This is a genomic window from Catenuloplanes niger, assembly GCF_031458255.1.
Lineage (GTDB): Bacteria > Actinomycetota > Actinomycetes > Mycobacteriales > Micromonosporaceae > Catenuloplanes > Catenuloplanes niger.
Genome location: NZ_JAVDYC010000001.1, coordinates 6,645,506 through 6,669,256, shown reverse-complemented (window position 1 = coordinate 6,669,256; position 23,751 = coordinate 6,645,506). Strand labels below are relative to the sequence as shown.

Annotated in this window: 17 protein-coding genes; 10 read left to right on the top strand and 7 right to left on the bottom strand. The window is 71.7% G+C overall.

Features of this window, described 5'->3' with window-relative positions; genetic code table 11:
* Positions 1–135 precede the first annotated feature (135 nt).
* From mmsB to J2S44_RS29615, 4 genes are all read right to left on the bottom strand, one after another.
* Positions 136–1,395, bottom strand: a complete 1,260-nt coding sequence (gene mmsB, locus J2S44_RS29630) for a multiple monosaccharide ABC transporter permease (protein WP_310420602.1) — start codon at positions 1,393–1,395, stop codon at positions 136–138.
* 7 nt (positions 1,396–1,402) lie between these two features.
* Positions 1,403–2,911 (bottom strand): multiple monosaccharide ABC transporter ATP-binding protein, encoded by a 1,509-nt coding sequence (gene mmsA / locus J2S44_RS29625; protein WP_374728030.1) that lies wholly within the window; start codon positions 2,909–2,911, stop codon positions 1,403–1,405.
* A gap of 93 nt (positions 2,912–3,004) precedes the next feature.
* Positions 3,005–4,132, bottom strand: coding sequence for a multiple monosaccharide ABC transporter substrate-binding protein (gene chvE, locus J2S44_RS29620; RefSeq protein ID WP_310420598.1), 1,128 nt, complete (start codon positions 4,130–4,132; stop codon positions 3,005–3,007).
* 1,668 nt (positions 4,133–5,800) lie between these two features.
* Complete coding sequence (locus tag J2S44_RS29615; RefSeq protein ID WP_310420596.1) at positions 5,801–7,396, bottom strand: phytoene desaturase family protein; 1,596 nt, start codon at positions 7,394–7,396, stop codon at positions 5,801–5,803.
* Positions 7,397–7,489: 93 nt separating this feature from the next.
* On the opposite strand from J2S44_RS29615, the gene J2S44_RS29610 reads away from it, so the two are divergent.
* From J2S44_RS29610 to J2S44_RS29600, 3 genes are all read left to right on the top strand, one after another.
* Positions 7,490–8,440, top strand: a complete 951-nt coding sequence (locus J2S44_RS29610; RefSeq protein ID WP_310420594.1) for a YihY/virulence factor BrkB family protein — start codon at positions 7,490–7,492, stop codon at positions 8,438–8,440.
* Between the two features lie 66 nt (positions 8,441–8,506).
* Positions 8,507–8,974 carry an SRPBCC family protein gene (locus J2S44_RS29605; RefSeq protein ID WP_310420592.1) on the top strand — a complete coding sequence of 156 codons (468 nt, stop codon included), beginning with the start codon at positions 8,507–8,509 and terminating at the stop codon, positions 8,972–8,974.
* Positions 8,975–9,105: 131 nt separating this feature from the next.
* Positions 9,106–10,380 (top strand): mechanosensitive ion channel family protein, encoded by a 1,275-nt coding sequence (locus tag J2S44_RS29600; RefSeq protein WP_310420590.1) that lies wholly within the window; start codon positions 9,106–9,108, stop codon positions 10,378–10,380.
* 91 nt (positions 10,381–10,471) lie between these two features.
* On the opposite strand, the gene J2S44_RS29595 is transcribed toward J2S44_RS29600, so the two are convergent.
* Positions 10,472–10,831 (bottom strand): DUF6401 family natural product biosynthesis protein, encoded by a 360-nt coding sequence (locus J2S44_RS29595; RefSeq protein ID WP_310420588.1) that lies wholly within the window; start codon positions 10,829–10,831, stop codon positions 10,472–10,474.
* 126 nt (positions 10,832–10,957) lie between these two features.
* Between J2S44_RS29595 and J2S44_RS29590 the strand changes: the two genes are divergently transcribed.
* Positions 10,958–11,371, top strand: a complete 414-nt coding sequence (locus J2S44_RS29590; protein ID WP_310420586.1) for a hypothetical protein — start codon at positions 10,958–10,960, stop codon at positions 11,369–11,371.
* Here the strand turns inward: J2S44_RS29590 and J2S44_RS29585 are convergent.
* Entirely contained in the window at positions 11,348–12,496 is a 1,149-nt protein-coding gene (locus J2S44_RS29585) for an MFS transporter (RefSeq protein WP_310420584.1), read from the bottom strand. The genes J2S44_RS29590 and J2S44_RS29585 overlap by 24 nt on opposite strands.
* 148 nt (positions 12,497–12,644) lie before the next feature.
* On the opposite strand from J2S44_RS29585, the gene J2S44_RS29580 reads away from it, so the two are divergent.
* Positions 12,645–12,875 carry a hypothetical protein gene (locus J2S44_RS29580; protein ID WP_310420583.1) on the top strand — a complete coding sequence of 77 codons (231 nt, stop codon included), beginning with the start codon at positions 12,645–12,647 and terminating at the stop codon, positions 12,873–12,875.
* A 36-nt stretch (positions 12,876–12,911) separates the two neighbouring features.
* Here J2S44_RS29580 and J2S44_RS29575 read toward each other — a convergent pair whose 3' ends face one another.
* Positions 12,912–16,700 carry a hypothetical protein gene (locus J2S44_RS29575; protein ID WP_310420581.1) on the bottom strand — a complete coding sequence of 1,263 codons (3,789 nt, stop codon included), beginning with the start codon at positions 16,698–16,700 and terminating at the stop codon, positions 12,912–12,914.
* Between the two features lie 265 nt (positions 16,701–16,965).
* Here J2S44_RS29575 and J2S44_RS29570 point away from each other — a divergent pair, with 265 nt between their 5' ends.
* The 5 genes from J2S44_RS29570 to J2S44_RS29550 all read left to right on the top strand — a co-directional run bounded on the left by J2S44_RS29570 (position 16,966) and on the right by J2S44_RS29550 (position 23,741).
* Positions 16,966–19,065, top strand: coding sequence for an ATP-binding SpoIIE family protein phosphatase (locus J2S44_RS29570; RefSeq protein ID WP_374727919.1), 2,100 nt, complete (start codon positions 16,966–16,968; stop codon positions 19,063–19,065).
* Between the two features lie 195 nt (positions 19,066–19,260).
* Positions 19,261–19,938, top strand: a complete 678-nt coding sequence (locus tag J2S44_RS29565) for an HAD family hydrolase (RefSeq protein WP_310420579.1) — start codon at positions 19,261–19,263, stop codon at positions 19,936–19,938.
* Between the two features lie 8 nt (positions 19,939–19,946).
* Positions 19,947–21,263: a cation:proton antiporter gene (locus tag J2S44_RS29560; protein WP_310420577.1), complete on the top strand. Its 1,317-nt coding sequence runs from the start codon at positions 19,947–19,949 to the stop codon at positions 21,261–21,263.
* A gap of 244 nt (positions 21,264–21,507) precedes the next feature.
* Entirely contained in the window at positions 21,508–22,257 is a 750-nt protein-coding gene (locus tag J2S44_RS29555) for a VOC family protein (protein ID WP_310420576.1), read from the top strand.
* 137 nt (positions 22,258–22,394) lie between these two features.
* Positions 22,395–23,741 carry a glycoside hydrolase family 6 protein gene (locus tag J2S44_RS29550; RefSeq protein ID WP_310420574.1) on the top strand — a complete coding sequence of 449 codons (1,347 nt, stop codon included), beginning with the start codon at positions 22,395–22,397 and terminating at the stop codon, positions 23,739–23,741.
* Positions 23,742–23,751: the final 10 nt, after the last annotated feature.

The following is a 23,751-nucleotide window of genomic DNA, read 5'->3' as shown; positions in this document are numbered from 1 at the left end:
CTGACAGGGAGGCCGGCCAACGGCCGAGCGGTGCCCGCGGGAGCATGCGGGACCCGGCCACGCCGGAAGCGGGTCGATCAATGAAAACGGCGGTGGTCCCGGGAAAGGGACCACCGCCGGTGATGCGGGGGGACGTCAGCGGGAGGCGCCCGCGCGGCGCTTGGCCCAGACGTCGAGCGCGACCGCGAGCAGCAGGACGCCGCCCTTGGCCAGCATGACCTCGGCCGGCTCGGAGCCGAGCAGGGACATGCCGTTGTTGATGACGGCCATGATCAGGCCGCCGGTGATGGCGCCGACGACCTTGCCGACGCCGCCCTGGACCGCCGCGCCACCGATGAACGCGGCGGCGATGGCGTCGAGCTCGAACGTGTTGCCGGCGCCGGGGAGCGCGACGTTCAGGCGGCCGGAGAGGATGATGCCGGCGACCGCGGCGAGCACGCCCATGTTGACGAACAGCCAGAACGTGACGCGCTTGACCTTGACGCCGGACAGCGACGCGGCCTGCAGGTTGCCGCCGATCGCGTAGACGTGCCGGCCGAAGACGGTCCGGTTCGCGATCAGCGTGTAGAGCAGCACCAGGCCGGCGAGCAGCACGAGCACCCAGGGCAGGTTCTTGAAGCGGGCCAGCTGCACCACGATCGTCATGATCACGGCGATGGCGATCACGTTGCGGGCCACCAGCACGGCCATCGGCTCGACCGACTGCTGGTAGCCGATCCGGGCACGGCGGGTGCGCAGCTGGGAGACGACCATGCCGGCGCAGACCAGGATGCCGACGAGCAGCGTGATGATGTCCGCGCCGCCGAGCGGGCCGAGCGCGACGTTGCCGAGCGTGCCGGGCGTGAAGCCGTTGGCGATCGTGCGGATCTCGTCCGGGAACGGGCCGATGCCCTGGTTGCCCAGGACCTGCATGGCGACCGCGCGGAACAGCAGCATGCCGGCCAGCGTGACGATGAACGCGGGAATGCCGAAGTAGGCGACCCAGTAGCCCTGCCAGGCGCCGATCAGGCCGCCGACGATGAGCGTCAGCACGATGGCCAGCGGCCACGGCACGTTCATGTTGACCATCAGTACGGCCGCTATCGCGCCGGTGGTCGCGACCACGGAACCGACCGAGAGGTCGATGTGGCCGGCGATGATGATCAGGATCATCCCGATCGCCAGGATCAGGATGTACGAGTGCTGGATGATGATGTTGCTGATGTTCTGGAAGCCCAGCAGCTGGCCGTCCGTGGCCACCGCGAAGCCCACGACGATCAGGGCGAACGCGATGTAGATGCCACTCTGACGCAGGTTGAACGAGAACCCGCCATTGGCGCCCTTCGGGCCGCCTCCACCGGGCACCTTGGCCGTGTTGGTGGTGATACCGCCGGTCGCCGGCGCGACGCTACTCATCGCGGCCTTACTCCTTAACCTTGGTCATGAACTGCATGAGTCGCTCCGGGGTCGCCTCCGCGCGGGGCACCTCGCCGGTGACCCGGCCGGCGGAGAGCGCGTAGATCCGGTCGCAGATGCCGAGCAGCTCGGGCAACTCGGAGGAGATCACGAGGATCGCCTTGCCCTGGTCCGCGAGGGCGTTGATGATGGTGTAGATCTCGTACTTGGCACCGACGTCGATGCCCCGGGTCGGCTCGTCGAGGATCAGCACGTCCGGGTCGGAGTAGATCCACTTGGCCAGCACGACCTTCTGCTGGTTGCCGCCGGAGAGCGTGCCGGTGACGGACGCGACGCTCGGCGCCTTCACGTTCAGGTCCCGGCGGTACTGTTCCGCGACCTTGAACTCCTCGTTCTCGTTGACCCAGCCGGCCTTGGTCAGCTTCTCCAGGCTCGCGCCGGAGACGTTGCGCTGGATGTCCTCGATCAGGTTGAGGCCGTAGCGCTTCCGGTCCTCGGTCGCGTACGCGAGACCGTGCTTGATCGCGTCGCCGACGTTCCGGAGCCGGATCTCCTTGCCGTTCTTGTAGATCCTGCCGGAGATGTCAACGCCGTACGCGCGGCCGAACACGCTCATGGCCAACTCGGTACGGCCGGCGCCCATCAGGCCCGCCAAGCCGACGATCTCGCCACGGCGCAGCGTCAGGTTCGCGTTGTCGATGATCTTGCGACCCTGCTGGGTGGGGCTGTGCACGGTCCAGTTCTCGATGCGCAGCACCTCCGGGCCCACCTTCGAGGTGTGCGGCGGGTACCGGTGCTCGAGGTCGCGGCCCACCATGCCGGAGATGATCCGGTCCTCGGTGACGTTGTCCGCCCGCATGTCCAGCGTCTCGATCGTGCGGCCGTCGCGAATGATGGTCAGCGAGTCGGCGATCGCTTTGATCTCGTTCAGCTTGTGCGAGATGATCACGCACGTGATGCCCTGCGCGCGCAGCTCGCGCAGCAGGTTCAGCAGGTGCGCGGAGTCCTCGTCGTTCAGCGCCGCGGTCGGCTCGTCCAGGATGAGCAGCCGGACCTCCTTGGAGAGCGCCTTGGCGATCTCCACGAGTTGCTGCTTGCCGACGCCGATGTCCATGGCCGGCGTGGTCGGGTTCTCCACCAGGCCGACGCGCCGCATCAGCTTGGCCGCGCGGTCGTTCGTCTCGTTCCAGTCGATCAGGCCGCGGCGCACCACCTCGTTGCCGAGGAAGATGTTCTCCGCGATCGACAGGTACGGGCTGAGCGCCAGCTCCTGGTGGATGATGACGATGCCGCGCTTCTCGCTGTCGCGGATGTCGGAGAAGTGGCACTCCTGCCCGTCGAACACGATCTCACCGGTGTACGTCCCGTGTGGGTAGACACCGGAGAGCACCTTCATCAGGGTCGACTTGCCGGCCCCGTTCTCCCCGCAGATGGCGTGGATCTCGCCGCGTTTGACGGTGAGGTTCACGTCGGAGAGCGCCTTGACGCCGGGGAATGTCTTGGTGATTCCCCGCATCTGCAGTAGCGCGTCGGCCACGGCGGTTGCTCCTCGTTGCTCTAAAGGTGACCGGCGGTGGGCCGAGGCCCACCGCCGGGATGAAACGGGGTCTTACTTGAGCTGGTCCTCGGTGTAGTAACCGGTGTCGACCAGCGTCGCCTTGTAGTTGTCCTTGTAGACGATCACCGGCTCCAGCAGGTACGACGGGACGACCTTGTTGCCGTTGTCGTAGTCCGTGGTGTTGTTGACCTCCGGCGTGCCGCCCTTGAGGACCGCGTCCGCCATCTTCACGGTCACGTCGGCGAGCTGCCGGGTGTCCTTGTAGATGGTGGCGTACTGCTCGTTGTTGATGATCGACTTGACCGACGCGACCTCGGCGTCCTGGCCGGTGACGATCGGCCACGGCTGCGCGGCGGTGCCGTAGCCGTTGCTCTTCAGCGCGGAGAGGATGCCGATCGAGATGCCGTCGTACGGCGAGAGCACACCGGCGACCTTGTTGTTGCCGGTGTACGTCGTGGTGATGATGTTCTCCATGCGCTGCTGGGCCGTGGCCGGGTCCCAGCGGAGCGTGGAGACGGTGTTGAAGTCCGTCTGACCGCTCTTGACGACCAGCGTGCCGTTGTCGATGTACGGCTTCAGCGTCTTCATCGCGCCGTTGAAGAAGAACGTCGCGTTGTTGTCGTCGGGCGAACCGGCGAAGAGCTCGATGTTGAACGGGCCCTTCTTGTCGCCGTCGGTGCCGTCCGCCTTCTTGATGCCCAGGCCGACCAGCAGCGAGGTGGCCTGCTGGACGCCGACCTTCTCGTTGTCGAACGTGGCGTAGTAGTCCACGTTCGGCGACTTGCGGATGAGCCGGTCGTAAGAGATCACCGGGATGTTGTTGGCCTTCGCGTTCTCCAGCTGACTGGTGAGCGCGGTGCCGTCGATCGACGCGATGATCAGGAGCTTCGCGCCCTGCGTGATCTGGTTGTCGATCTGGTTCGCCTGCGTCGGGATGTCGTTCTCCGCGTACTGCAGGTCGACCTTGTAGCCAAGCTTCTCCAGCGCGGCCTTGACGTTGTTGCCGTCGGCGACCCAGCGCTCCGAGACCTTGGTCGGCATGGTCACGCCGACCAGCGCGCCCTCGGCCGAACCGGTGTCGCCGCCGGACTCGCCGGCCTTCTCAGCCGAACCACAGGCGGTCACGGAAAGGGCGACGGTCAGGCCTATGGCCGCGGCAGCGAGCCTCGCGAGTTTCATGCTCTCTCCCTTGAGTTCTGGAAGCCCCACGGTGGTGCCCGCAGCTGGCCGCCGACGGTGCGAACGGTGCCCCGCATCGCCCCGCGGCCAGATGTCGTCGGAGTTACTCCGGTGTTTCGCCGTGGTGGTTGAGGTGAAGTGTTAGCGCTAACAACTGGCCAGTCAAGGCCTGTATCGAAATGAAATCTAATCGCCTCGGAGTGGTCCGCGCCACCCCACGAGACCGCTCCTCACGTCGCAATACACGCAGAAAATCCCATAAATCAGGCCTGGTCCGGGCAACCGTGTTGATGTTGTGACCTGCCGTGTGCGGTCCTGAGCTGCGAAGATCGAATCGGAGCCGATAGGTGGCGTTTCGATCACGATGCGTCTTGATCGCACATGACCGCGGGAGCCCGGCGGGGGCACCGAATCGGCCACGCGAGCAGCCTCCGGGCCTGTTCCGCACCCGGCGCGGCGGCGGGATCGGACGGTGGACCGGGCGGCGGTGGATCCGGTGGCGAATCCAGCGCGTCCGGCCGGCGCGGATCCGACAGGTGCGGCCGACGGATCCCGCGCGTCCCGCCCCACGGATCCGGCGGATCACGGTCGACGCAACCGGCGCGTCCCGGCCGACCGATCCCGCCGGTCCCGGCCGACGCATCCCGGCCGACGGATCCCGCGCGCCCGGTCCGCGGATCCGGCGCATCCCGACCGACGCAACCCGCGCATCCCGGCCCCCGGATCGGCACGTCCCGGCGGACCCAACCGGCGCGTCCCGGCCCATGGATCCCGCGGATCCCGGCCGACGCCACCGCGCATCCCGGCCCGCGGATCCGGCGGGTCCCGGCCGACCCAACCCCGCGCGTCCAAGCCTGCAGATCCGGCCATCCTCTGATCGGCCGCGAGGTCGGACCTCGCCCCAGCGGCGACGTAGCCCGATGTGCGACGCGGCCGGTTCTGGTCAGTGGCCGGAACCTGCAACGCGACCGCGCCGCGGGACTCGTTACTACTACCCGCGGCCGAAACTCGCCGCACCCACGGTCGGCATCCGCACACCGCCGGGAGCCGCAACCAGGGGCGAAAGCCGGTCATCACCGGTAGGCGGCCAAAACTGGTCGGGCATCACTCACCACCGGAACTCACCGCGCACGTCGCCACCAAACTCACCGCGCAGGCCGCCAAACCCTGCCGCCGCCGGTCGACATCCGAAACGGCCGGGCGTCACTGGCAGCCGGAACCCGTCGCACACGGACGGCGGCCACAACCAGCCGCGAGACCCAGCCGACGCCGGAACCCACCGCACACCGACGGCGGCCGCAACCGGCCGTGCACATCGGTGGCCGCGGCCCCGCCGCGCACCACCGACAGCCGGACCGGCGGGGAGTCAGCCGTGACCGATCGGCAGCCGAACCGGCCGGGCATCGCTGAACAACCGAGAACCACCGCACGACTCGGCGGCCGGACCGGCCGCGGACCGCCCCGCGGCGCAACCGCGGCGACCGGAACCGGCCGCGGGACCGGCCGTGACCGGTCGACAGCGAGAACACCGGCCGAGTGTCACTGACAGCCGGGACCCCAGGCCGGCCGGCATGAGCACGGCGGTGGACCCGGCGCACGCCACCGGCGGGCAGGACCGACCGCGCGACTCGGCCGTGGCCGGGCCGGCGGCCGGAACGGGCCGTGGTGTCAGCGGTCCGCGTAGACCGCGCGGTGTGCGGTGCGGATCGCCGACGCGTAGAGGTCGCCGGTGAGCGTGCGGTCCCGGGCGATCGCGGCGCGGGCCGCGTTCGCGCCCGGCGCGCCGTGCACGCCGCCGCCGGGGTGTGCGGACGAGCCGGCCAGGAACAGGCGGTCCACCGGCGTGTCGGCGCGGCCCAGGCCGGGGATCGGCCGGAAGAACAGTTGCTGGAACGCGGCCTGGGAGCCGCCGCCGACCGTGCCGCCGACCAGGCTGGGGTCCGCCCGCTCCAGGTCGCCGGGGCCGGCCACGTGCCGGGCCACCACCAGCTGGCGGAAGCCGGGCGCGGCCCGCTCCAGCACGTCCTCCATCCGCTCGGCCTGGCGGGCGACCGGCTCGCCGTCCCAGTCGGTGCGGAACGGCAGGTGCGAGTACGCCCAGAGGGACTCGGTGCCGGCCGGCGAGCGGGACGGGTCGGCCGTGGTCATCTGGCCGGCCAGCAGGAACGGCTCGGTGGGCAGTTCGCCGCAGGCCAGTTCCGCGGCGTACCGGGTGAGGCCGTTGAGGTCCGCGCCGAGGTGCACCGTGCCGGCCCGCCCGACGGCCGGGTTCTTCCACGGCACCGGGCCGGACAGCGCCCAGTCGATCTTGATGGTGGAGCCGTCCCAGCGGAAGTGCGCCAGGTCCTCGACCAGCCGGGGCGGGAGGTGCCGCGCGCCGACCAGGTCCAGGTAGAGCGAGGGCGCGGGCACGTCGGCGAGCACCGCGCGGCGGGCCCGCCAGTCGGTGCCGCCGGTGGAGCGCACGCCCATCGCCCGGCCGCGCGCGACCAGGATCCGTTCCGCGCGCACGCCGTAGACGATCCGGCCGCCGCGCGACACCAGGCGGGAGACCAGCGCGTCGGAGAGCCGCTGCGCGCCGCCGACCGGGACCGGCCAGCCGGCCTGCTGACCGAGCATGGCCAGCAGCCAGCCGTAGACCGCGCCGCCGGCCTCCTCCGGGGACAGGTCGGTGTGCAGCGCGTTGCCGGCCAGCAGCAGCTTCGCGCCTTCACCGCGGAACAGCTCGGAGCCCAGCTCGCGCGCGGACAGCAGCAGGCGGCGGGCCAGCCGCATGCCGCCGGAGACGCGCAGCTTCGCGGCGAGGCCCAGCCCGGCGCGGACCGGCGGGAACGGCGAGGTGATCACGTCCAGCATCGGGGTGGCGACGTCCTGCCAGTCCCGGTACGCGTTCTTCCACCGCTCGCCGTCGCCGGGCGCGAACTCCTCCACGGACGCGGCGGTGACCTCGATGTCCCGGTTCATCGTCACGGACCGGCCGTCCGGTAACAGGTGGCAGAGCACGTCCGGCGCGTGCCGCCAGGACAGGCCGTGCTCGCCGAGGCCGAGCCGGTTGATCACCGGGGACGCGTACCCGAGCGGATAGAACGCGCTGAACAGGTCGGAGAGGTATCCGGGCGCGGTGACGTGGCCGGACCGCACCGCACCGCCCGCGTGCGGCGTCGCCTCCAGCACCAGCACGTCCCAGCCGGCGTCGGCCAGCAGGTTCGCCGCGACCAGCCCGTTGTGGCCGGCTCCGACGATGATCGCGTCCGCGGTGTCCATGTTCGCCCCTATATCTCCGTGGCTGTTCTGTCAGTTTGACCCATGAGTACCCCGGGTATGGACCAGCCACCCTTTGACCAGCGGAGGCGCATCATGGCGTCGACCACCGAGCCCCTTCGCCTGCCCGACCGGTTACGGCAACTGCGCTGGCGCACCTGGCGCGGCATACTGTGGCGGGCCGTCAACGGCTTCATCAACCACAACTGCTCGGACTGGGCCGCGAGCCTGACCTATTACTCCGTGCTCTCGCTCTTCCCGTCCGCGATCGTGATCGTGGCGCTGGTCGGCCTGGTCTCCGAGGGACAGGCCGCGGTCGACACCATTCTCGACATTCTGTACGACCTGGGTGCACGGTCGCTACTGGACGACCCGTCGTTCGAGATGTTCATCCGGGACACCGTGCTGGGCCAGACGTCGGCCGGTGCGTTGCTGAGTTTCGGCGTGGTGGGCGCGCTGTGGTCCGCGTCCGGGTACGTCGGCGGCTTCACCCGCGCGTCGAACGCGATCTACGGCGTCGACGAGGGCCGACCGTGGTGGAAGCTGCGGCCGCTGCAGATCCTGCTGACCGCGGCCGCGCTGGTGCTGCTCTCGATCGGCGCGTTCGGGCTCGCGATCAGCGGACCGGTCGCGGACGCGGTCGGTGACGCGTTGCACCTCGGCGACACCCCGCTGCGGATCTGGGGCTTCGCCAGGTGGCCGGTGCTGGCGCTGGTCGGGATGCTGCTGCTGGCGCTGCTGTTCTGGATAGCGCCGAACGTGCGGCAGCCACGGTTCCGCTGGCTGACCGTGGGCGGGTTCGTCACGTTGCTGGCGGCCTCGCTGGTCAGCTTCGGGTTCGGGCTGTACGTGGCGAACTTCGGCTCGTACGACCGCACGTACGGCAGTCTCGGCGCGGTGATCGCGTTCCTGGTCTGGCTCTACCTGATCAACTCGGCCGTGATGCTCGGCGTGGAGATCAACGCTCAGGTGGCGCGTGGCCGGGCGCTGCAGGGCGGCGTCGAGGACCCGGACCCGCCGCTGCCGCCCAAGGACCCCGCGAGCTGATCGTGTTTGATCGCGATCTCACCGGGTAGCCAGAGGTCACCGAGCTTGTGAGAAGGAGGAATTTCAATGGGTACCGTGACCGAACACGTGGACGTGGCCGTGCCGATCCGCACCGCCTACAACCAGTGGACCCAGTTCGAGGAGTTCCCCCAGTTCATGGAGGGGGTCACCGAGATCCGGCAGATCTCCGACACCGACACCCACTGGAAGACCGAGATCGCCGGCGTCAAGCGCGAGTTCGACGCGAAGATCACCGAGCAGCTGCCGGACGAGCGCGTCGCGTGGACGTCCACCGGTGGCATCAAGCAGTCCGGCGTGATCACGTTCCACCGCCTGGACGAGACGCACACCCGGGTCACCGCGCAGATGGAGTTCGAGCCGGAGGGCATCGCCGAGCAGGCCGGCGACAAGCTCGGCATCGTCGACCGCCGGGTCAAGGGTGACATGAAGCGCTTCAAGGAGTTCATCGAGTCCGACCGGGCCGGCGTCGAGACCGGTGCGTGGCGTGGCGAGGTGGACCGTCCGCAGCCGTAACCTCCGACCGTCGAAACCGCCGAGCCCACCACCCCTGGGCCCGGCGGTTTTCGTTTGCGCAGGCCGGGGTATGGCTCGGTGAACCGGGCTTTCCCAGCGCGGTTCACCGAGCTTTACGAGGGAGGGACCGAATGGCGGACGCGATCACCGACATGTGGCGATCCGTGCTGCTCTTCGTACCGAAGGCCGTCGCGTTCATCGCGATCCTGGTCGTCGGATATTTCGTGGCGAAGGGCGTGCGCAAGGTCGTCGACAAGATCCTGGAACGGGTCGGCTTCGACCGGGCCGTCGAGCGCGGCGGCATCGGCCGCGCGCTGGAGCGCACCCGGTACGACGCGAGCGACATCCTCGCCAAGCTGGTCTACTACGCGGTGCTGCTGCTCACGTTGCAGCTCGCGTTCGGCGTCTGGGGTCCGAACCCGGTCAGTGACCTGATCTCCGGGGTGGTCGCCTGGCTGCCGCGCGCGTTCGTCGCGATCGTCATCGTGGTCGTTTCCGCCGCCATCGCCGGCGCGGTCCGCGACCTGATCCGGGCCGCGCTCGGCGGACTCACGTACGGCCGGTTCGTCGCGGGTTTCGCCTGGGCGTTCATCGTCGGGCTCGGCGTCATCGCCGCGCTCAACCAGGCCGGCATCGCCACCACCGTCACCACGCCGGTGCTGGTCGCGGTGCTCGCCACGAGCGCCGGGATCCTGATCGTCGGCGTCGGCGGCGGCCTGGTCCGCCCGATGCAGTCCCGCTGGGACACCTGGCTGACCCGCGCCGCGACCGAGACCGAGGTGATCCGCGAGCGGGCCCGCGAGTACGCGGCCGAGGTGCAGGCCCGGGACGAGGCCGAGCGGGCCGCGCGCGCCGAGGCCGAGCGCCTGGAGGCGGAGCGGAAGGCCCGCCTCGAGGCCGAGGAGAACGAGCGGATCGACGCGGAGCGCCGCGCGGAGGAGCGCCGCGAGAGCGAGCGGATCGCCGCCCAGCAGGCGGAGGCCGAGGAGCGCCTGGCCCGCGAGCGGGCGGAAGCGCTGGAGCGGGCCGAGGCCGAGGAGCGGGCGGCGCGCGAGCGGGCCGAGGCCGAGGCCGAGGAGCGCGCGGCCCGGGAGCGGGCCGCGGCCGAGGAGGCCGGGCGCGACGACGCGAACCGGCAGATGTCGGACAAGACCGCGGTCATTCCGCGCCAGGAGGACCCGGCGACGCCGGCCCCGGACGTGGACGCGACGCAGGCGATCAACACGGGTCGCGGGCTCTACCAGTCGGGCAGCGTGGCGCCGTCCGGCAAGCTGGCCCCGCTGGCGTCGGACGGTTCCGCCACCGGGCCGAGCTACCGGCCCGGCCGCGCGGGTGGCGAGCCCACCGGTGCGGACCCGACGCAGCCGGTGCCGCCGCCGGACGCGGTCCGGCGCGACAGGGACTGAACCCTCCCCCCGGAGAGCGGGGCGTGTCCCACCCGGGACGCGCCCCGCTTTCCGTGCGGGAACCACGTCGGGGTGTTCCCGGCGCCGTACCTCAGGCGCGGGCGGGCAGCGCCTGGGCGAGCGCGCAGACGGCGAGCATCCGGGTCAGCACCCAGTCGCCGGTGGCGAAGTCGATGTGGCCCTCCGGCATGCGCCAGCCGTGCTCGAGCGCCGCGTCGCGGATGCCCTCGACGTACCCGGCCAGCGCGATCGCGGACAGCGGGCGCAGGTCGGCCTCGAGGCTGTCGCGGATCGCGGCGGCGTGCTGGTCGATCGCGGCGAGCAGGGCCGGCGCGGAGGCGGCCGCGGCGAGGCCGAGCGCGCCGACCGAGGACATCAGGCCGGCGAGCGCGGATCGGGCCCGCTGGGTGGCGGTGTACTGATCGGCGGAGCCGGAAGACCCGAGAGTCATGTGGAGTGACGCTAGCCGCCCTCCCCCGCGGCCCGCCTCAGCCGGACGGCCGACATGAAGACCGATTCACCCATGATTGTCGCGCTCCACGGCGTACCCCGGACGGTTGTGGGTATTCACGGCGCCGTGGAGATCGACGACGTGACGGTCGAGGCACTGGGCCGGCTGACCGAGGCACTGGAGACGACCGAGCGGGCGCGCGGGCATCTGTACGCGATGCACCAGCTGACCGGCGAGGCGGACTTCAAACTGGACGGTGCGGTGGCGAAGCTGCGCGAGGCCGGCCATCACGAACTGGCCGACCGCGTGCAGACCGAGCTGATCGGCCGCAACGTGATCGCCGGACGATGGACGTTCCAGCTGGTGGAGGAGTACGAGGACGGGTACGTCTCGGTCTTCCGCGAACTGGAGCGGACCGCCCGGGACACGCTCGCGGGCGGGCGGCGGCACCTGTGGGAGGCGCGGCTCAAGGAGCGCCGGCGCACCCACGGCGAGCCCGGCCACGAGGCGGACCCCTCAGACGGCCACCCGCCGGCGTGACGCCAGCAGGTAGAGGATCACCAGCAGCACGGACAGGACCAGCAGCACCGGGCCGAGCCAGCCGAACCCGGCGCGGTTGAGCAGCACGCCGACCAGCGCCGGGACCAGCGCGGCACCCAGGCTGGACGAGCCGACCTGCAGGCCGATCGCCCGGTCCGCGTGCGCGGCGCCGACCCGGTCCGCGGTGGTGAGGATGAGCAGCGGGAAGACCGGCGCGGCGAAGAAGCCGACCACGACCAGGCCGGCGGCCGCGACCCAGGCCGGCGCGGGCAGCGAGATCAGCGCGGCGCCGACGGCGATCCCGGTCAGCGCGCCGACCAGGATCTGGTGGCTGCTGATCCGCTCGGACACCCAGCCGAAGATCACCCGGCCGGCGAAGAGCGCGCCCCAGTACCCGGAGACGATCAGGCCGGCCGCCCGCGGTGACACGTCCCGGCCCTGGGTGAGCACGGTGTACGCCCAGAGCCCGGCCACCGCCTCGATCGCGACGTAACAGATGAACGCGCCGATCCCGAGCCAGACCGCGGGGATGCGCAACGTGTGCGTGCGCACGGGCACGGTCGGTGCCGGCGCCTCCGCCGGGCCGGTGCGCGCCCACAGCCGTACGGTCAGCGCGAACGCGAGCGCGAGACCCGCCTGGAAGACCGCCACGATGCCGTAACCCCAGCGCCACGGGAGTCCCAGCGTGAGCACACCGGTCATGATCAGGGGGCCGATCGCGACGCCGAGCCCGAAGAACGCGTGCAGCCAGTTCATGTGCCGCGGCCCGAACGCGGTCGCCGCGTACGCGTTCAGCCCCGAGTCGATCGCGCCGGACCCGAGCGCGAGCACCAGCGCGCACACCACCGCGAGTCCCATGGTCGGCACGCTCAGGTAACCGGTCAGCGCCAGCGACGCCAGCCCCGTGCTGATCGCCAGCAGCCAGCCCACGCCGATCCGCCCGATCGCGAACCCGGCCGCGACGCTGGAGGTGAAGTAACCGACCATGCCGGCGATCGTCAGGAAACCGAGCGCGTCCAGCGGCACACGGTAGTCCGCGGCCATCGACGGCCAGGCCACGCCGAGCAGGCCGTCGGGCAGGCCGAGGCTGATGAATCCGAAGTAGGCGAGCGCGAGGAGGGGCACCCTGTGATCATGCCTGGCGGCGCACGACAACGCCCGCGATCGGCCGCCCGGCCAAGATCAACACATACCTATAAGGGTACGGACGGACGTATCGGTATCGGCCGAAAAGGTGAGTGTGACCCCGTGATCGCAAGGCAGACTTGCCCAAATGCAGCAGCGAGTCACCGGATTTCTGACACCGCGCCAGCGGCGCCTCGCCTGGCTGGGTTTCGTCCTGGCCGCGGTCCACGCTCCCGTCTCGGCGAGCCTCACGACCGACGCCTCCTGGCTCTTCGCCGTCGTCGTCGCCATGCTCGTCGCCACCGTCATCATCGCCGATGACACCGAGCGCCGCAGGCCACAGCCGGCCGCCGCCCGGGGCGACGACCTTCGCAACTGATCGGCACGCCGGGGCGGTCACCCGCCCCGGCGACTCTCAGCTCATCGCGATCGCATAGGCGACGCCCAGGATCGCCACCGCCGCCACGGCGACCAGCAGCACCGCGAGCCAGACGTCACCACGCCGGCGCGGCGCCTGATCCGCCGAGATCTCCGCCTGCGCCGACCCGACGAACCGCCGCGGTGGCCCGACCACCCGCGCGGCACCCACCGCACGCGCGTCGTCATCCGCGTCCGGCACCGTCGGACAGGCCCCGGAGGCCCGGTTCAACGCGGCGTACGCGGCCGCGTTGCCGTTCAGCGACAGGTAGGCACCGGACCCGCCGGCCCGACTGGAATTGATCACCGGGTACCCACCGGACACCTCGTTGACCAGCTCCGGCCGCACCAGCGGATACGCACCGGACGCCGTCGTCAGCACCGGATACGACCCGGTCACCCTGGTCACCGCGGCCCGCGGATCAATTGCCCGCGGATCTGCCGTCGCCCGCGGATCTGCCGTCGCCTGCGAATCTGCCGTCGCCTGCGAATCTGCCGTCGCCTGCGGATCTGCCGTCGCCTGCGGATCTGCCGCCGGGCGCGATCCGGGATGGTGGTCCTCCGGGTCCGCCGGTGGGCCGGCCTCCGGGGTCGTCGCGATCTCCGGGTGCGCCGGCGTGGCCGCCGCGGTCTCCGACGGCGATTCCGAGGTCACCGCGGCCTCGGCACACGAGTCCGAAGTCCCCGTGGCCTCCGAACGTGAGTCCGTCACCGCGGCCCCCGAACGTGAGTCCGGATTTTCCGCGGTCGCCGCGGTCGCCGAACGCGGACCTGCGAGCGCCGCAGCCGCCGAGCGCTGATCCGCGATCGCCGTGGCCTGGGGATGCGCGTCCGCGAAGGGCGCAGCCGCCGCGTGCGGATCGACGTCGGCCGCGTCCTGCGAGCCTGGATCAGTGACGGCCGCGGGCGCCGGACGCGGATCCACAGCGGCTGCGGCTTCCGGGCCCGAATCGATCGCCGCAGACCCCAGGACCGAATCGGTTGCCGCAGGCTCCGGGTGCGACTCCGCGATGACCGCGCCCTCCAGAGCCGAATCGCTCGCCGCATGTTCCGGCTGCGGCTCCACGATCACCGCAGTCTCCGGACGGGAATCGACCATCGCACGTTCCGGCTGCGGCTCCCCGATCGCCACATCCTCCGGACGAGAATCGACCACCGCGGGCTCCGGGATGACCGCAGGCTCCGGGTGCGGCTCCACGGCGAGGTGGAGAGTCACGTCCGCATCCGCGGTGCCGATCCACGGGTCCACCGCCGCCCGCAGCGCGAAAGTCTCCTCGCGCGGATCCGCCCGCAGGTCTGGATGTGCACCGTTGACCCCGGCCACCGCGCTTGCGACGGCAGCGTCATTCCCTCCCGCGGAGGGAGCCAGGAGCACGATCTCGCCGGTACGGTCGGACTCGTCCTCGCCGGCCGGCAGCAGCAGAATGATCTCGCCGGTCCGCTCCGACTCGTCCTCCCGCACCACGTCACCGCCACCGGCCACCGGCGCGGTGGCGACTCCGACGATCAGCGCGGTCTCGTCGTCACCGCCCGTCCCGACCGGCCCCGAACCACCTGCCGGCTCCCGCCCGTCCGCCGGTTCCGGCCCGCCAACGGGCACGGCGACGTCGCCCTGACCGGCCGGCTCACCGTCCGGCCTCGGCCCGATAGCGCTTCCCCGCTCAGCCGGTGCCCCGGCTTCCGTGACCGCGTCGGCTGCCGGCTCCGCTTCCGCTCCCCCGCCCGCGGCCACTGAACCCGCGGTCTCCACCGCGTCATGGCCATCGGCGCCGTCACCCCGTGCCACGTCAGCGTCGGTACCAGCGCTCGGCGCCACATCGCCGTCAGCTTCCGGCGCAGCGGCGGTCGGCGGTGCCGCGTCGATGTCGGCGTCGGTCTTCGGTGCCGCGTCAGCGTCAGTTTTTGGCGCCATGCCGGCGTCAGCCCTCGGTGCCGCATCGATGTCTACTTCTGGCGCGGCATCGCCTTCGACGCCCACCCTCAGTGCCGCGTCAACGTCAGCTTTCAACACAGCGTCAGCGTCCGCGCCAATCCTCAATGCCGCGTCAACGTCAACTTCCGACGCAGCGTCGACGTCGGTTTGCGGAGCACCGTCGGCTCCCAGTGCCGCGTCACCACCGGCTTCCAGTGCCGCGTCACCGCCGGCCTCCGGTGCGGCGTCAGCCTCGGACCCGGAGACGCCGAGCTCCGGTCCGGCGTCGGCCTCAGGCTGGGGTGTGTCGCCCGGCTGTTCGGTGGCGGATGTCGGCGAATCGCCGGTGGTTTCCCGTGCCTTGGCGGTATCCGGATCCGCCGGTTGCCCGGATCCGCCGGACGTGACGATGCCCGATTGCGTGGGCGTGGCGCCGTCCGGGTGGGCCGGGCGCCGCGGCGGGGTGCGGGTCCCGGCCGGTGACGCCGTCGCGTCCGGGCCGGGTTTCGGGTCGTTCTCACTGTTCGCAAGCACTGTTGCGCCCCCTTCGGCGAACGTCGCGTCCTGTCCGCCGCCGGTCCCCGGCGCCGTGCCTACGGCCGCGTCCGCGACCGGTTCTGCCGCGGCCGTCCCCGTGGCCGCTGTCTCGTCTCCATCCGCCGGCTCCGCCGACGGTCCGTCCACAGGCCCGTCGCGGGAATCCCCGTCGACGGAAAGCTTCTCCGGTGCGCCGGACACGTTGACCTCCGAGGCGCGCCCACCGCTATCAGAAGTCATGGGTACCGGCGCGGGTTCCCGCTGGTCACGGCCTTCCGCCGCCGGGGCCGCCGGCATGACCGCCGCCATCCGCGCCGACCGCGCCGCCCGGAATGCCGGAATGCGCGTCTCCGCTCGCGACGCTCCACCCGGCTCACCGCCTCGTTCCGACGCCGGAAGTGACGTGAGCGCGGCCACCGCCGCAACCGACTCACCGGCAGACGCGGCCTTCGGCTCACCGGCAGACACCGCCTTCGGCTCACCAGTCGACGCGACCGGCGGCACCACAGCCCACCCGGCCTCCCGCGACACCGCAGCCAACGCGACCTCCCGCGGCACCACAGCCAACGCCGCCTCCCGCGGCACCACAGCCAACGCCGCCTCCCGCGGCACCACAGCCAACGCCGCCTCCCGCGGCACCGCAACCAAGGCCGCCTCCAGCGGCACCGCAGCAGACGCGACCTCCCGCGACGCCGCCTCCCGCGGCACCGCAGCAGACTCACCACCACGCTCCGATGCCGGAAGTGGCGCCGGTACGAGCACGGCATCCACCGGCTCACCAGACGACGCCACCGACGGCGGCGCGATCGGCCCGCCGCCACGACCCGGCGCCGGAAGCGGCACCGACGACGGGGACGTGGCATCCACCGGATCGCCGGCGGGCGCCGCCGGAAACAGCGCGGTCGGAAGCAGCGCGGTCGGCGTGCCCCCGCGGTCCGGCGGCGCAGGCGAGGCGTGCCCCGCCGCGACCTCCGCCGGCTCGCCGGCGGCAGCGGACGACACGGCGGCCGGAACCGACGCGAACGGTTCCACACGCTGGGAACCCGCTGCCGCGACGTCAACTACCGACAGTAATGAATTAGCTGACATAAACCCGACATCCGGGGAACGCGATTCCGGCCGCGATTCGCCCATTGGAGCCGAATTCAGAATCGGTCCGCCGGACGACTCCGCGAACGGCAGCGGGGGCAATGTCGGATTGCGGCGGGAAATGTGGAAAACGGCATTCCCGACGATCGACTCGTCGAGTTGCTGGAGAGCGGCGACGAGATCGAGGACGCCAGCGGGCCTGCGGGGTTCTCGGATGTCGGAACTCGCCTCAGGCCCCATGTCGGTCACGCGCCGACTATAGGCACCGGATATGCCGTACCCACAAGGCTTAAGACGCTCCTAAGACAAAGAGACAGCAACCGCACAGCGAAATGCAAGGACTCTCATCTTTGAGAACCACGCGGCGTCACACATGATCACGTAGCGCTACCGCATCCCCCGGACGGACCGGGACCCGATCGCCCGATCGGATGACCCCGGATACGCTCATGGCATGGCACGCGCGGTCGTCCGGGCAGTCTCCGCCTCCCCAACGGCGCAAGCCGGGGGCCAGGTGGAGGACGATCCTGCCCTTCGGACGGCCACCGATCTGCTGGCGAGCCACCCGTGGCACACCACGCCGCTCGGTGCTCCCGGCACGTGGGACCCGGCGCTGCGCGCGGCGATCGACCTCATCATGGGCTCGCCGGTGGCGATGTCGCTGGCCTACGGCGACGCCTACACGCTGGTCTACAACGACGCGTTCGCGGCGATCCTCGGTCGCAAGCACCCGTCGTCGTTCGCCCGCCCGGCCGCGGAGGTCTTCCAGGAGGTCTGGGCCACGCCCGGCGTCGGTGACGTGATCGACCGCGTCTACCGCACCGGCGAGCCGTTCCGCGAGGCGGAGACCGCGGTCGCGCTGATCCGCACGCCGGCCGGCGAGCCGGAGCAGGCGGTGTTCACCCGCGGCTGTTCCGTGATCCGGGATTCGCAGGGCCGCACGCTCGGGGTGCTCACGGTCGCGACCGAGACCACGGAGGCGACCAGCCGGCTGCAGAGCCTGGGCGAGCTGACCGGCGCGCTGGCCGGCGCGGTCACGCTGGACGACGTGGCCCGGGTCGCGCTGCGGTACGGGTTGAGCGCGTTCGACGTCGACCACATGACGTTCGGCGTGGACGACGCGAGCGCCTGGCGGGTGGTCCGCCGGGTGCGCGGCGAGCTGCTGGACGAGGCGGACGAGCGGCTTCCCCCGCTGTGGCGCCGGCTGCCGCTGGACTCGCCGAGCCCGCTGGCGAAGGCGGCCGGGTCCGGCACGGCCGAGTTCACCGAGGACGGCGCGCCGCTGCGTGAGGTCGCGGCGGACCGGCACGACCAGCGGCAGCGCGCGATGGCCGCGATCCCGCTGAGCACGCACTCGCTGCGCGGCGCGCTGACGTTCGGCCGCCGGCACGCGCACCTGTGGCAGCCCGCGGAGCGCGCGCAGCTGACCGCGGCCGCGGACCTGATCGGCCAGGCCGCGGAGCGCGCCCGCCGGTTCGAGACGCAGCACGGCACCGCGCAGTTGCTGCAGCGCAGCATGCTGCCGGAGCACCTGCCGAACCTGGACCGGTTCCGGGTCGCGGCGCGGTACGACCCGGGCATCGACGGCAGCGCGGCCGGCGGTGACTTCTACGACGCGTTCGTGCTGCCGGGGGGCCGGCTGGCGATCGTGCTCGGCGACGTGGCCGGGCACGACATGCACGCGGCCGCGCTGATGGGCCAGGTCCGGGCCGCGCTCCGGGCGCTCGCGCTGGCCAACCCGGACCCGGTGGTGGTGCTCGACGGCCTGGACAAGCTGGTCGGCATGCTCGGCACCGGCACCCGCTCGCACGAGTTGTTCGTCACGGTCGCCTACGGCCTGCTCGACCAGCGGGACGGCGGGCTGACGATCGCGTCGGCCGGCCATCCGGCGCCGCTGATCCGGCACGCCAACGCGGAGGGCCAGCTCGCGACGGTCGGCTACCTCGACGTGCCCACCGGCACCCCGCTCGGCCTGGGTGGCGCGCATCGCGCGATGACGACGGCGCTCTCGCCCGGCGACACGATCCTGCTCTTCAGCGACGGCGTGATCGAGCGCCGCCGGCGGGAGCTGGACGACGGCCTGGCCGCGCTGGCGAAGTCGGTCGCCGAGGCGGTCAGCGGCGATCCGCGGAACCTGTGCGCGCTGGCCACGTCCGCGGTCGCCGGTGCCACCGAGGACGACGTGGCGGTGCTCGCGGTGGAGTACGCCAGCACGCCCAGCCGGTCCGCGACGATGAACGTGCCGCCCGAGCCGACCATGCCGGGCCGCGTCCGGCAGTGGATGAAGGTGCAGCTCTCCGCGTGGGACGTGCCGGAGGCGGTGATCGGCGCGGCCGTGCTCTGCACCAGCGAGCTGACCACGAACGCGCTGCTGCACGCCGGCACCGCGGCGCGCGTGCACATCGACCTCACGCCGGAGCGCCTGCTCGTCTCCGTCCAGGACAGCGGCACCCGCGGCACGGTCACCCGCGCCCACACCGACACGCTCAGCAGTCGCGGTCGCGGCCTCGGCCTGATCGAGGAGCTCAGCGACGCCTGGGGCACCGACCCGACGGTTCGCGGCTCCACGGTCTGGTTCGAGATCCTGCTCTCCGAGGACCGGGAGAACACCTGACGGACCGGGACTTTCCCGCTTCCGGCGGGGCCGGGACCCGCATGCTCCCGCGGGCACCGGTCGGCCGCGGGCGGCCTCCCTTCCGGTTCCGCGGTGGGCACCGGAGGACCCGGCGGACCGCTTCGGCCGGGTGACGATCGGGACAGCGTGCCGGGTCACGTGCTATTCGCCGGTAAAAGGGGTACTGGCGTGCGCATGGGTGAGCGACGCGGGGTTCTCTTCGACGTGGACGGGACGCTGGTGGATACCACGTACCTGCACGCGGTCTGCTGGTGGTCGGCGCTGCGTGAGTACGGGCACGACGTACCGATGGCGGTGATCCACCGTGCGGTGGGCATGGGTGGTGACCGGATCCCGGGGCACCTGCTCGGCGACGACCGCGATCCGGCGCAGGACGACGCGCTGCGCGCGGCGCACAAGACCTTCTACGGCCGGTACCGGGGTGATCTGCGGCCGCTGCCGGGCGCGCGCGAGCTGCTGTTCGCGTGCGCGGAGCGGGGCCTGACCGTGGTGCTGGCCTCGTCCGCGGACGCCGAGGAGCTGGACGCGCTGCGCAAGGCGCTGGACGCGGACGACGCGATCGCCGCGGCGACGTCGTCCGCGGACGCGCGGGAGGGCGGCAGCAAGCCGGCGCCGGACATCCTGGAGGCCGCGCTGGCACAGTCCGGTGTCGACCCGGCGCGCGCGGTGTTCGTCGGCGACTCGGTGTGGGACGTGGCGGCCGCGGGCCGGCTGAACCTGCCGTGCATCGGGCTGACCTGCGGTGGCACCTGCAAGAGCGAGCTGGCCGGGGCCGGCGCGGTGGCGGTCTACGACGATCCGGCCGCGCTGCTGGCGCTGCTCGAGGAGTCTCCGCTCGGGCTGCTCCGGTAGCCGCGGGGATGGACACCATAGATCTGGCGTTCGCGCTGTTCGGCGCCGGCGCGCTGCTGGCCGGCCTGCTTCCCCGCCTGGTGGAGGGCCGGCCGTTCTCGATGCCGATAGCGTTCCTCGGCCTCGGCATGCTGGTCTTCGCGATCCCGTCGCCGCTGCCGGACCTGGACCCGATGGCGCACCCGGAGCTGACCGAGCACCTGACCGAGCTGGGCGTGCTGGTCGCGCTGATGGGTGCCGGCCTGAAGATCGACCGGCCGATCGGGCTGCGGCGCTGGTCGGCGGTGTGGCGGCTGCTGGCGCTGGCGATGCCGTTGACGATCGCCGCGGTCGCGCTGCTCGGCTGGGCCTGGGCCGGCCTGGGCCCGGCGGCCGCGCTGCTGCTGGCCGCCTCGCTCGCGCCGACCGATCCGGTGCTGGCCGCGGAGGTGCAGGTCGGCGAGCCGACCGACGAGGAGGACTCGGAGGACGAGGTCCGGTTCTCGCTGACCGCGGAGGCGGGACTGAACGACGGGCTGGCATTCCCGTTCGTCGCGCTGGCGCTCGCCATGATCCCGGGCCTGACCTGGGGTTCTCTCGGCCACTGGGCGCTCGTCGACGTGGGCTGGAAGATCGCCGCCGGGGTGGCCGGCGGCACCGCGGTCGGATGGCTGCTGGGCTGGCTGTTCTTCCGGGCGCGCCCGGAGCGGCTGCGGCCGGCGCTGCACGCGGAGGGCCTGATGGCGCTGGCCGCGACGTTCCTGGCCTACGGCGCCACGGAAATGATCGGCGGGTACGGCTTCCTCGCGGTGTTCGTGGCCGCGCGCGCGATCCGGGGTGCCGAGCGGGGCCACGAGTACCACCAGGTGTTGCACGACTTCTCGGAGCAGATCGAGCGGCTGCTCACCGTGCTGCTCCTGCTGCTGCTCGGCGGTGCCGTGGTCGACGGGCTGCTGAAGCCGCTGACCTGGGGCGCGGCCGCGACCGGTCTGGCGCTGGTGTTCCTGATCCGCCCGCTGGCCGGACGCCTGTCGCTGATCGGGGCGCCGGGCCGGCGCGCGGAGCACTGGGTGGTGGGCATCTTCGGGATACGGGGTGTCGGCACGTTCTTCTACCTCGCCTACGCGCTCGGCCACGCGGAGATCCCGGACGCTCCGTTGCTCTGGGCAACCGCCGCCTTCGTCGTGATCATCTCGGTGGTGCTACACGGTGTAGCGGCCACGCCCGTGATGGCGAAGCTCGATCGAATGCACGAGCGCTCGCACGTGCAGCAGGAACGTGCAGGTGACGCGTGCGATCAAGAAGACACTCGATGCACCGTACAAGTAACGCCGAGTAAGCAATAACGAGCTTTCTCGTGTGAGCTGACCGATTTCGGACCCAACTTCTGTAGCTCTGCGTGAAGGTAACCCGTAAGGTGGACGTCAACCGGTGCCGTCGACACCCCGACGCGCCCTCTGTGTGGATCACCCAGTGTGGACGCCGAACACCCTTCGGCCCGGAAGCGACTCCACAAGGGTCGGTTACACACAGAGTGACGTAACGCCGGAATGATCACGGATCAAACCGCAGGCGACAAGGAGGTTGGCGGTGCGAGTCAGAGGCTACCCACAGGGCACCCCGTGCTGGGCTGAGCTCATCGGAGAGGAGTCCGCCGACGCTACAGCGTTCTACGGCGAGCTCTTCGGCTGGAAGACCGACGACCGGACCTTCCGGCTGCGTGACCTGGCGGCGGCCGGCCTGTCGCATCTGGACGACGCACCGGACCTGGGCGGCAGCGCCTGGGCGACCTATGTGGCGGTCGAGGACCTCGAGGCCGTGTCCGTGCTGGTGGCGGACGCGGGCGGCACCGTGCTGCGCGAGCCGCACGAGATGCCGAACGGCGGCCTGGCGGCGCTGTTCCGTGACCCGGACGGCGCGGTCTTCGGCGCGTTCGAGAAGAAGGGCGCGTTCGGCGGCGCCCAGATCAACGAGGAGCCCGGCGCGTCCTGCTGGTTCGAGCTGAGCACGCCGAACCCGGACACCGTCTCCTCGTTCTACGGCAAGATCTTCCAGTGGACCGAGCAGGACGCGGAGTACGCGCCCGGCGTGCGGTACTCGGAGTTCCTCACCAGCAGCGCGCGCGTGGTCGCGGGCATGCGGGTGACCGAGGGCGCGGCCCGCTGGCTCACCTGCTTCGAGGCCGAGGACGTGGCGACCACGGCCGGCCGGTGCGTGGCGCTCGGCGGTTCCGTCGTGGCCGGCATGCGCGCCGCCACCATGGGGTCCTACGCGATCCTCGCCGACCCGAGCGGCGCGGAGTTCGGCGTGATCAGCTTCCTGCCGGAGCTGCACGCATAACAGGCGTTACACGGTCCGCCGCCCCCGCGCTGCACCGCGGGGGCGGCGGACTTCTCTTTGCATAGACGGTGATTGATTAGTAGGGTCATGGGAGCGCTCCCGTCGACCTCCGATCCCACCGCCTGCGAGGAGCACCCATGCGCCCCAGATCCGTCCTGGCCGCCGTCGCGGTCGCCGCCGCCACGGCCGCCGGCGCCGGCCTGCTGTTGCCGTCCGCCGCGGCCGCGGCCGAATCGCCCTACTACGTCGACCCGGCCACGAACGCCGCGAAGTGGGTCGCCGCCAACCCGAACGACTCCCGCGCCGCCGTCATCCGCGACCGGATCGCGAGCGTGCCGCAGGGCCGCTGGTTCACCGCGAACAACCCGGGCACGGTCGCCGGCGAGGTCGACGCGTTCGTCGGCGCGGCCGCCGCGGCCGGGAAGATCCCGATCATGGTGGTCTACAACATCCCGAACCGCGACTGCAGCGGCGCCAGCTCCGGCGGGCTGCCGAACCACGCGGCCTACCGCGCGTGGGTCGACCAGGTGGCGGCCGGGCTGCGCGGCCGGCCGGCCGCGATCGTGCTGGAGCCGGACGTGCTCGCGCTGATGACCGACTGCATGTCGCAGTCGCAGCAGAACGAGGTGTACGCGTCGATGGCGTACGCGGGCAAGGCGTTCAAGGCCGCGTCCGCGCAGGCCAAGGTCTACTTCGACGCGGCGCACTCGGCGTGGCTGGCGCCCGCCGAGATGGCGGCCCGGCTGGTCCGCGCGGACGTGGCGAACAGCGCGGACGGGATCTCCGTCAACGTCTCGAACTACCGGACGAACGCGGAGTCCGTCCCGTACGTCAAGGCCGTGATCGCGGCGACCGGCGACTCCTCGCTCAAGGGCGTGATCGACACCAGCCGCAACGGCAACGGCCCGGCGGGCGGCGAGTGGTGCGACCCGGCCGGGCGGGCGATCGGCATCCCGTCCACGAACGCGGTCGACGACCCGGCCCTGGACGCGTACCTGTGGATCAAGCTGCCCGGCGAGGCGGACGGCTGCATCGCGGGCGCGGGCCAGTTCGTACCGCAGCGGGCTTACGACCTCGCGATCGCGGCCGGTCCGGTGGTGAACCCGACCACCACGCGCAGCGCGATCCCGACCGCGAGTCCCACCGGCGGCCCGGCGCCGGCCGGGTGCACGGTGCGGTACACGGTCAACCAGTGGTCGACCGGCCTCACCACCGAGCTGCGGGTCACGAACCACGGTGCCGCGGTCAGCTCGTGGCGGGTCGGGTTCACGGTCGGCGGCACGGTCACGCTGTCGAACGGCTGGAACGGCAGCTGGACGCAGTCCGGCACCACGCTCACCGCGGCGAACCTGGCCTGGAACGGGTCGGTCCCGGCCGGCGGCACGGTCAGCACCGGTTTCCAGGCGTCCTACACCGGCACGGCACCCGCGGCACCGTCCGCGTTCACGCTGAACGGCACGCCCTGCACGGCGTCCCCCGCGTAGTCCCGGTGTG

Excerpts from the sequence above, each read along its gene's own strand:
- J2S44_RS29605 (WP_310420592.1), top strand. The coding sequence starts at position 8,507 with ATGGGTACCGTGACCGAACACGTGGACGTGGCCGTGCCGATCCGCACC.
- J2S44_RS29565 (WP_310420579.1), top strand. The coding sequence starts at position 19,261 with ATGGGTGAGCGACGCGGGGTTCTCTTCGACGTGGACGGGACGCTGGTG.
- J2S44_RS29595 (WP_310420588.1), bottom strand. The coding sequence starts at position 10,831 with ATGACTCTCGGGTCTTCCGGCTCCGCCGATCAGTACACCGCCACCCAG.
- chvE (WP_310420598.1), bottom strand. The coding sequence starts at position 4,132 with ATGAAACTCGCGAGGCTCGCTGCCGCGGCCATAGGCCTGACCGTCGCC.
- mmsB (WP_310420602.1), bottom strand. The coding sequence starts at position 1,395 with ATGAGTAGCGTCGCGCCGGCGACCGGCGGTATCACCACCAACACGGCC.
- J2S44_RS29615 (WP_310420596.1), bottom strand. The coding sequence starts at position 7,396 with ATGGACACCGCGGACGCGATCATCGTCGGAGCCGGCCACAACGGGCTG.
- J2S44_RS29580 (WP_310420583.1), top strand. The coding sequence starts at position 12,645 with ATGCAGCAGCGAGTCACCGGATTTCTGACACCGCGCCAGCGGCGCCTC.
- J2S44_RS29600 (WP_310420590.1), top strand. The coding sequence starts at position 9,106 with ATGGCGGACGCGATCACCGACATGTGGCGATCCGTGCTGCTCTTCGTA.
- J2S44_RS29560 (WP_310420577.1), top strand. The coding sequence starts at position 19,947 with ATGGACACCATAGATCTGGCGTTCGCGCTGTTCGGCGCCGGCGCGCTG.
- mmsA (WP_374728030.1), bottom strand. The coding sequence starts at position 2,911 with ATGCGGGGAATCACCAAGACATTCCCCGGCGTCAAGGCGCTCTCCGAC.
- J2S44_RS29610 (WP_310420594.1), top strand. The coding sequence starts at position 7,490 with ATGGCGTCGACCACCGAGCCCCTTCGCCTGCCCGACCGGTTACGGCAA.
- J2S44_RS29550 (WP_310420574.1), top strand. The coding sequence starts at position 22,395 with ATGCGCCCCAGATCCGTCCTGGCCGCCGTCGCGGTCGCCGCCGCCACG.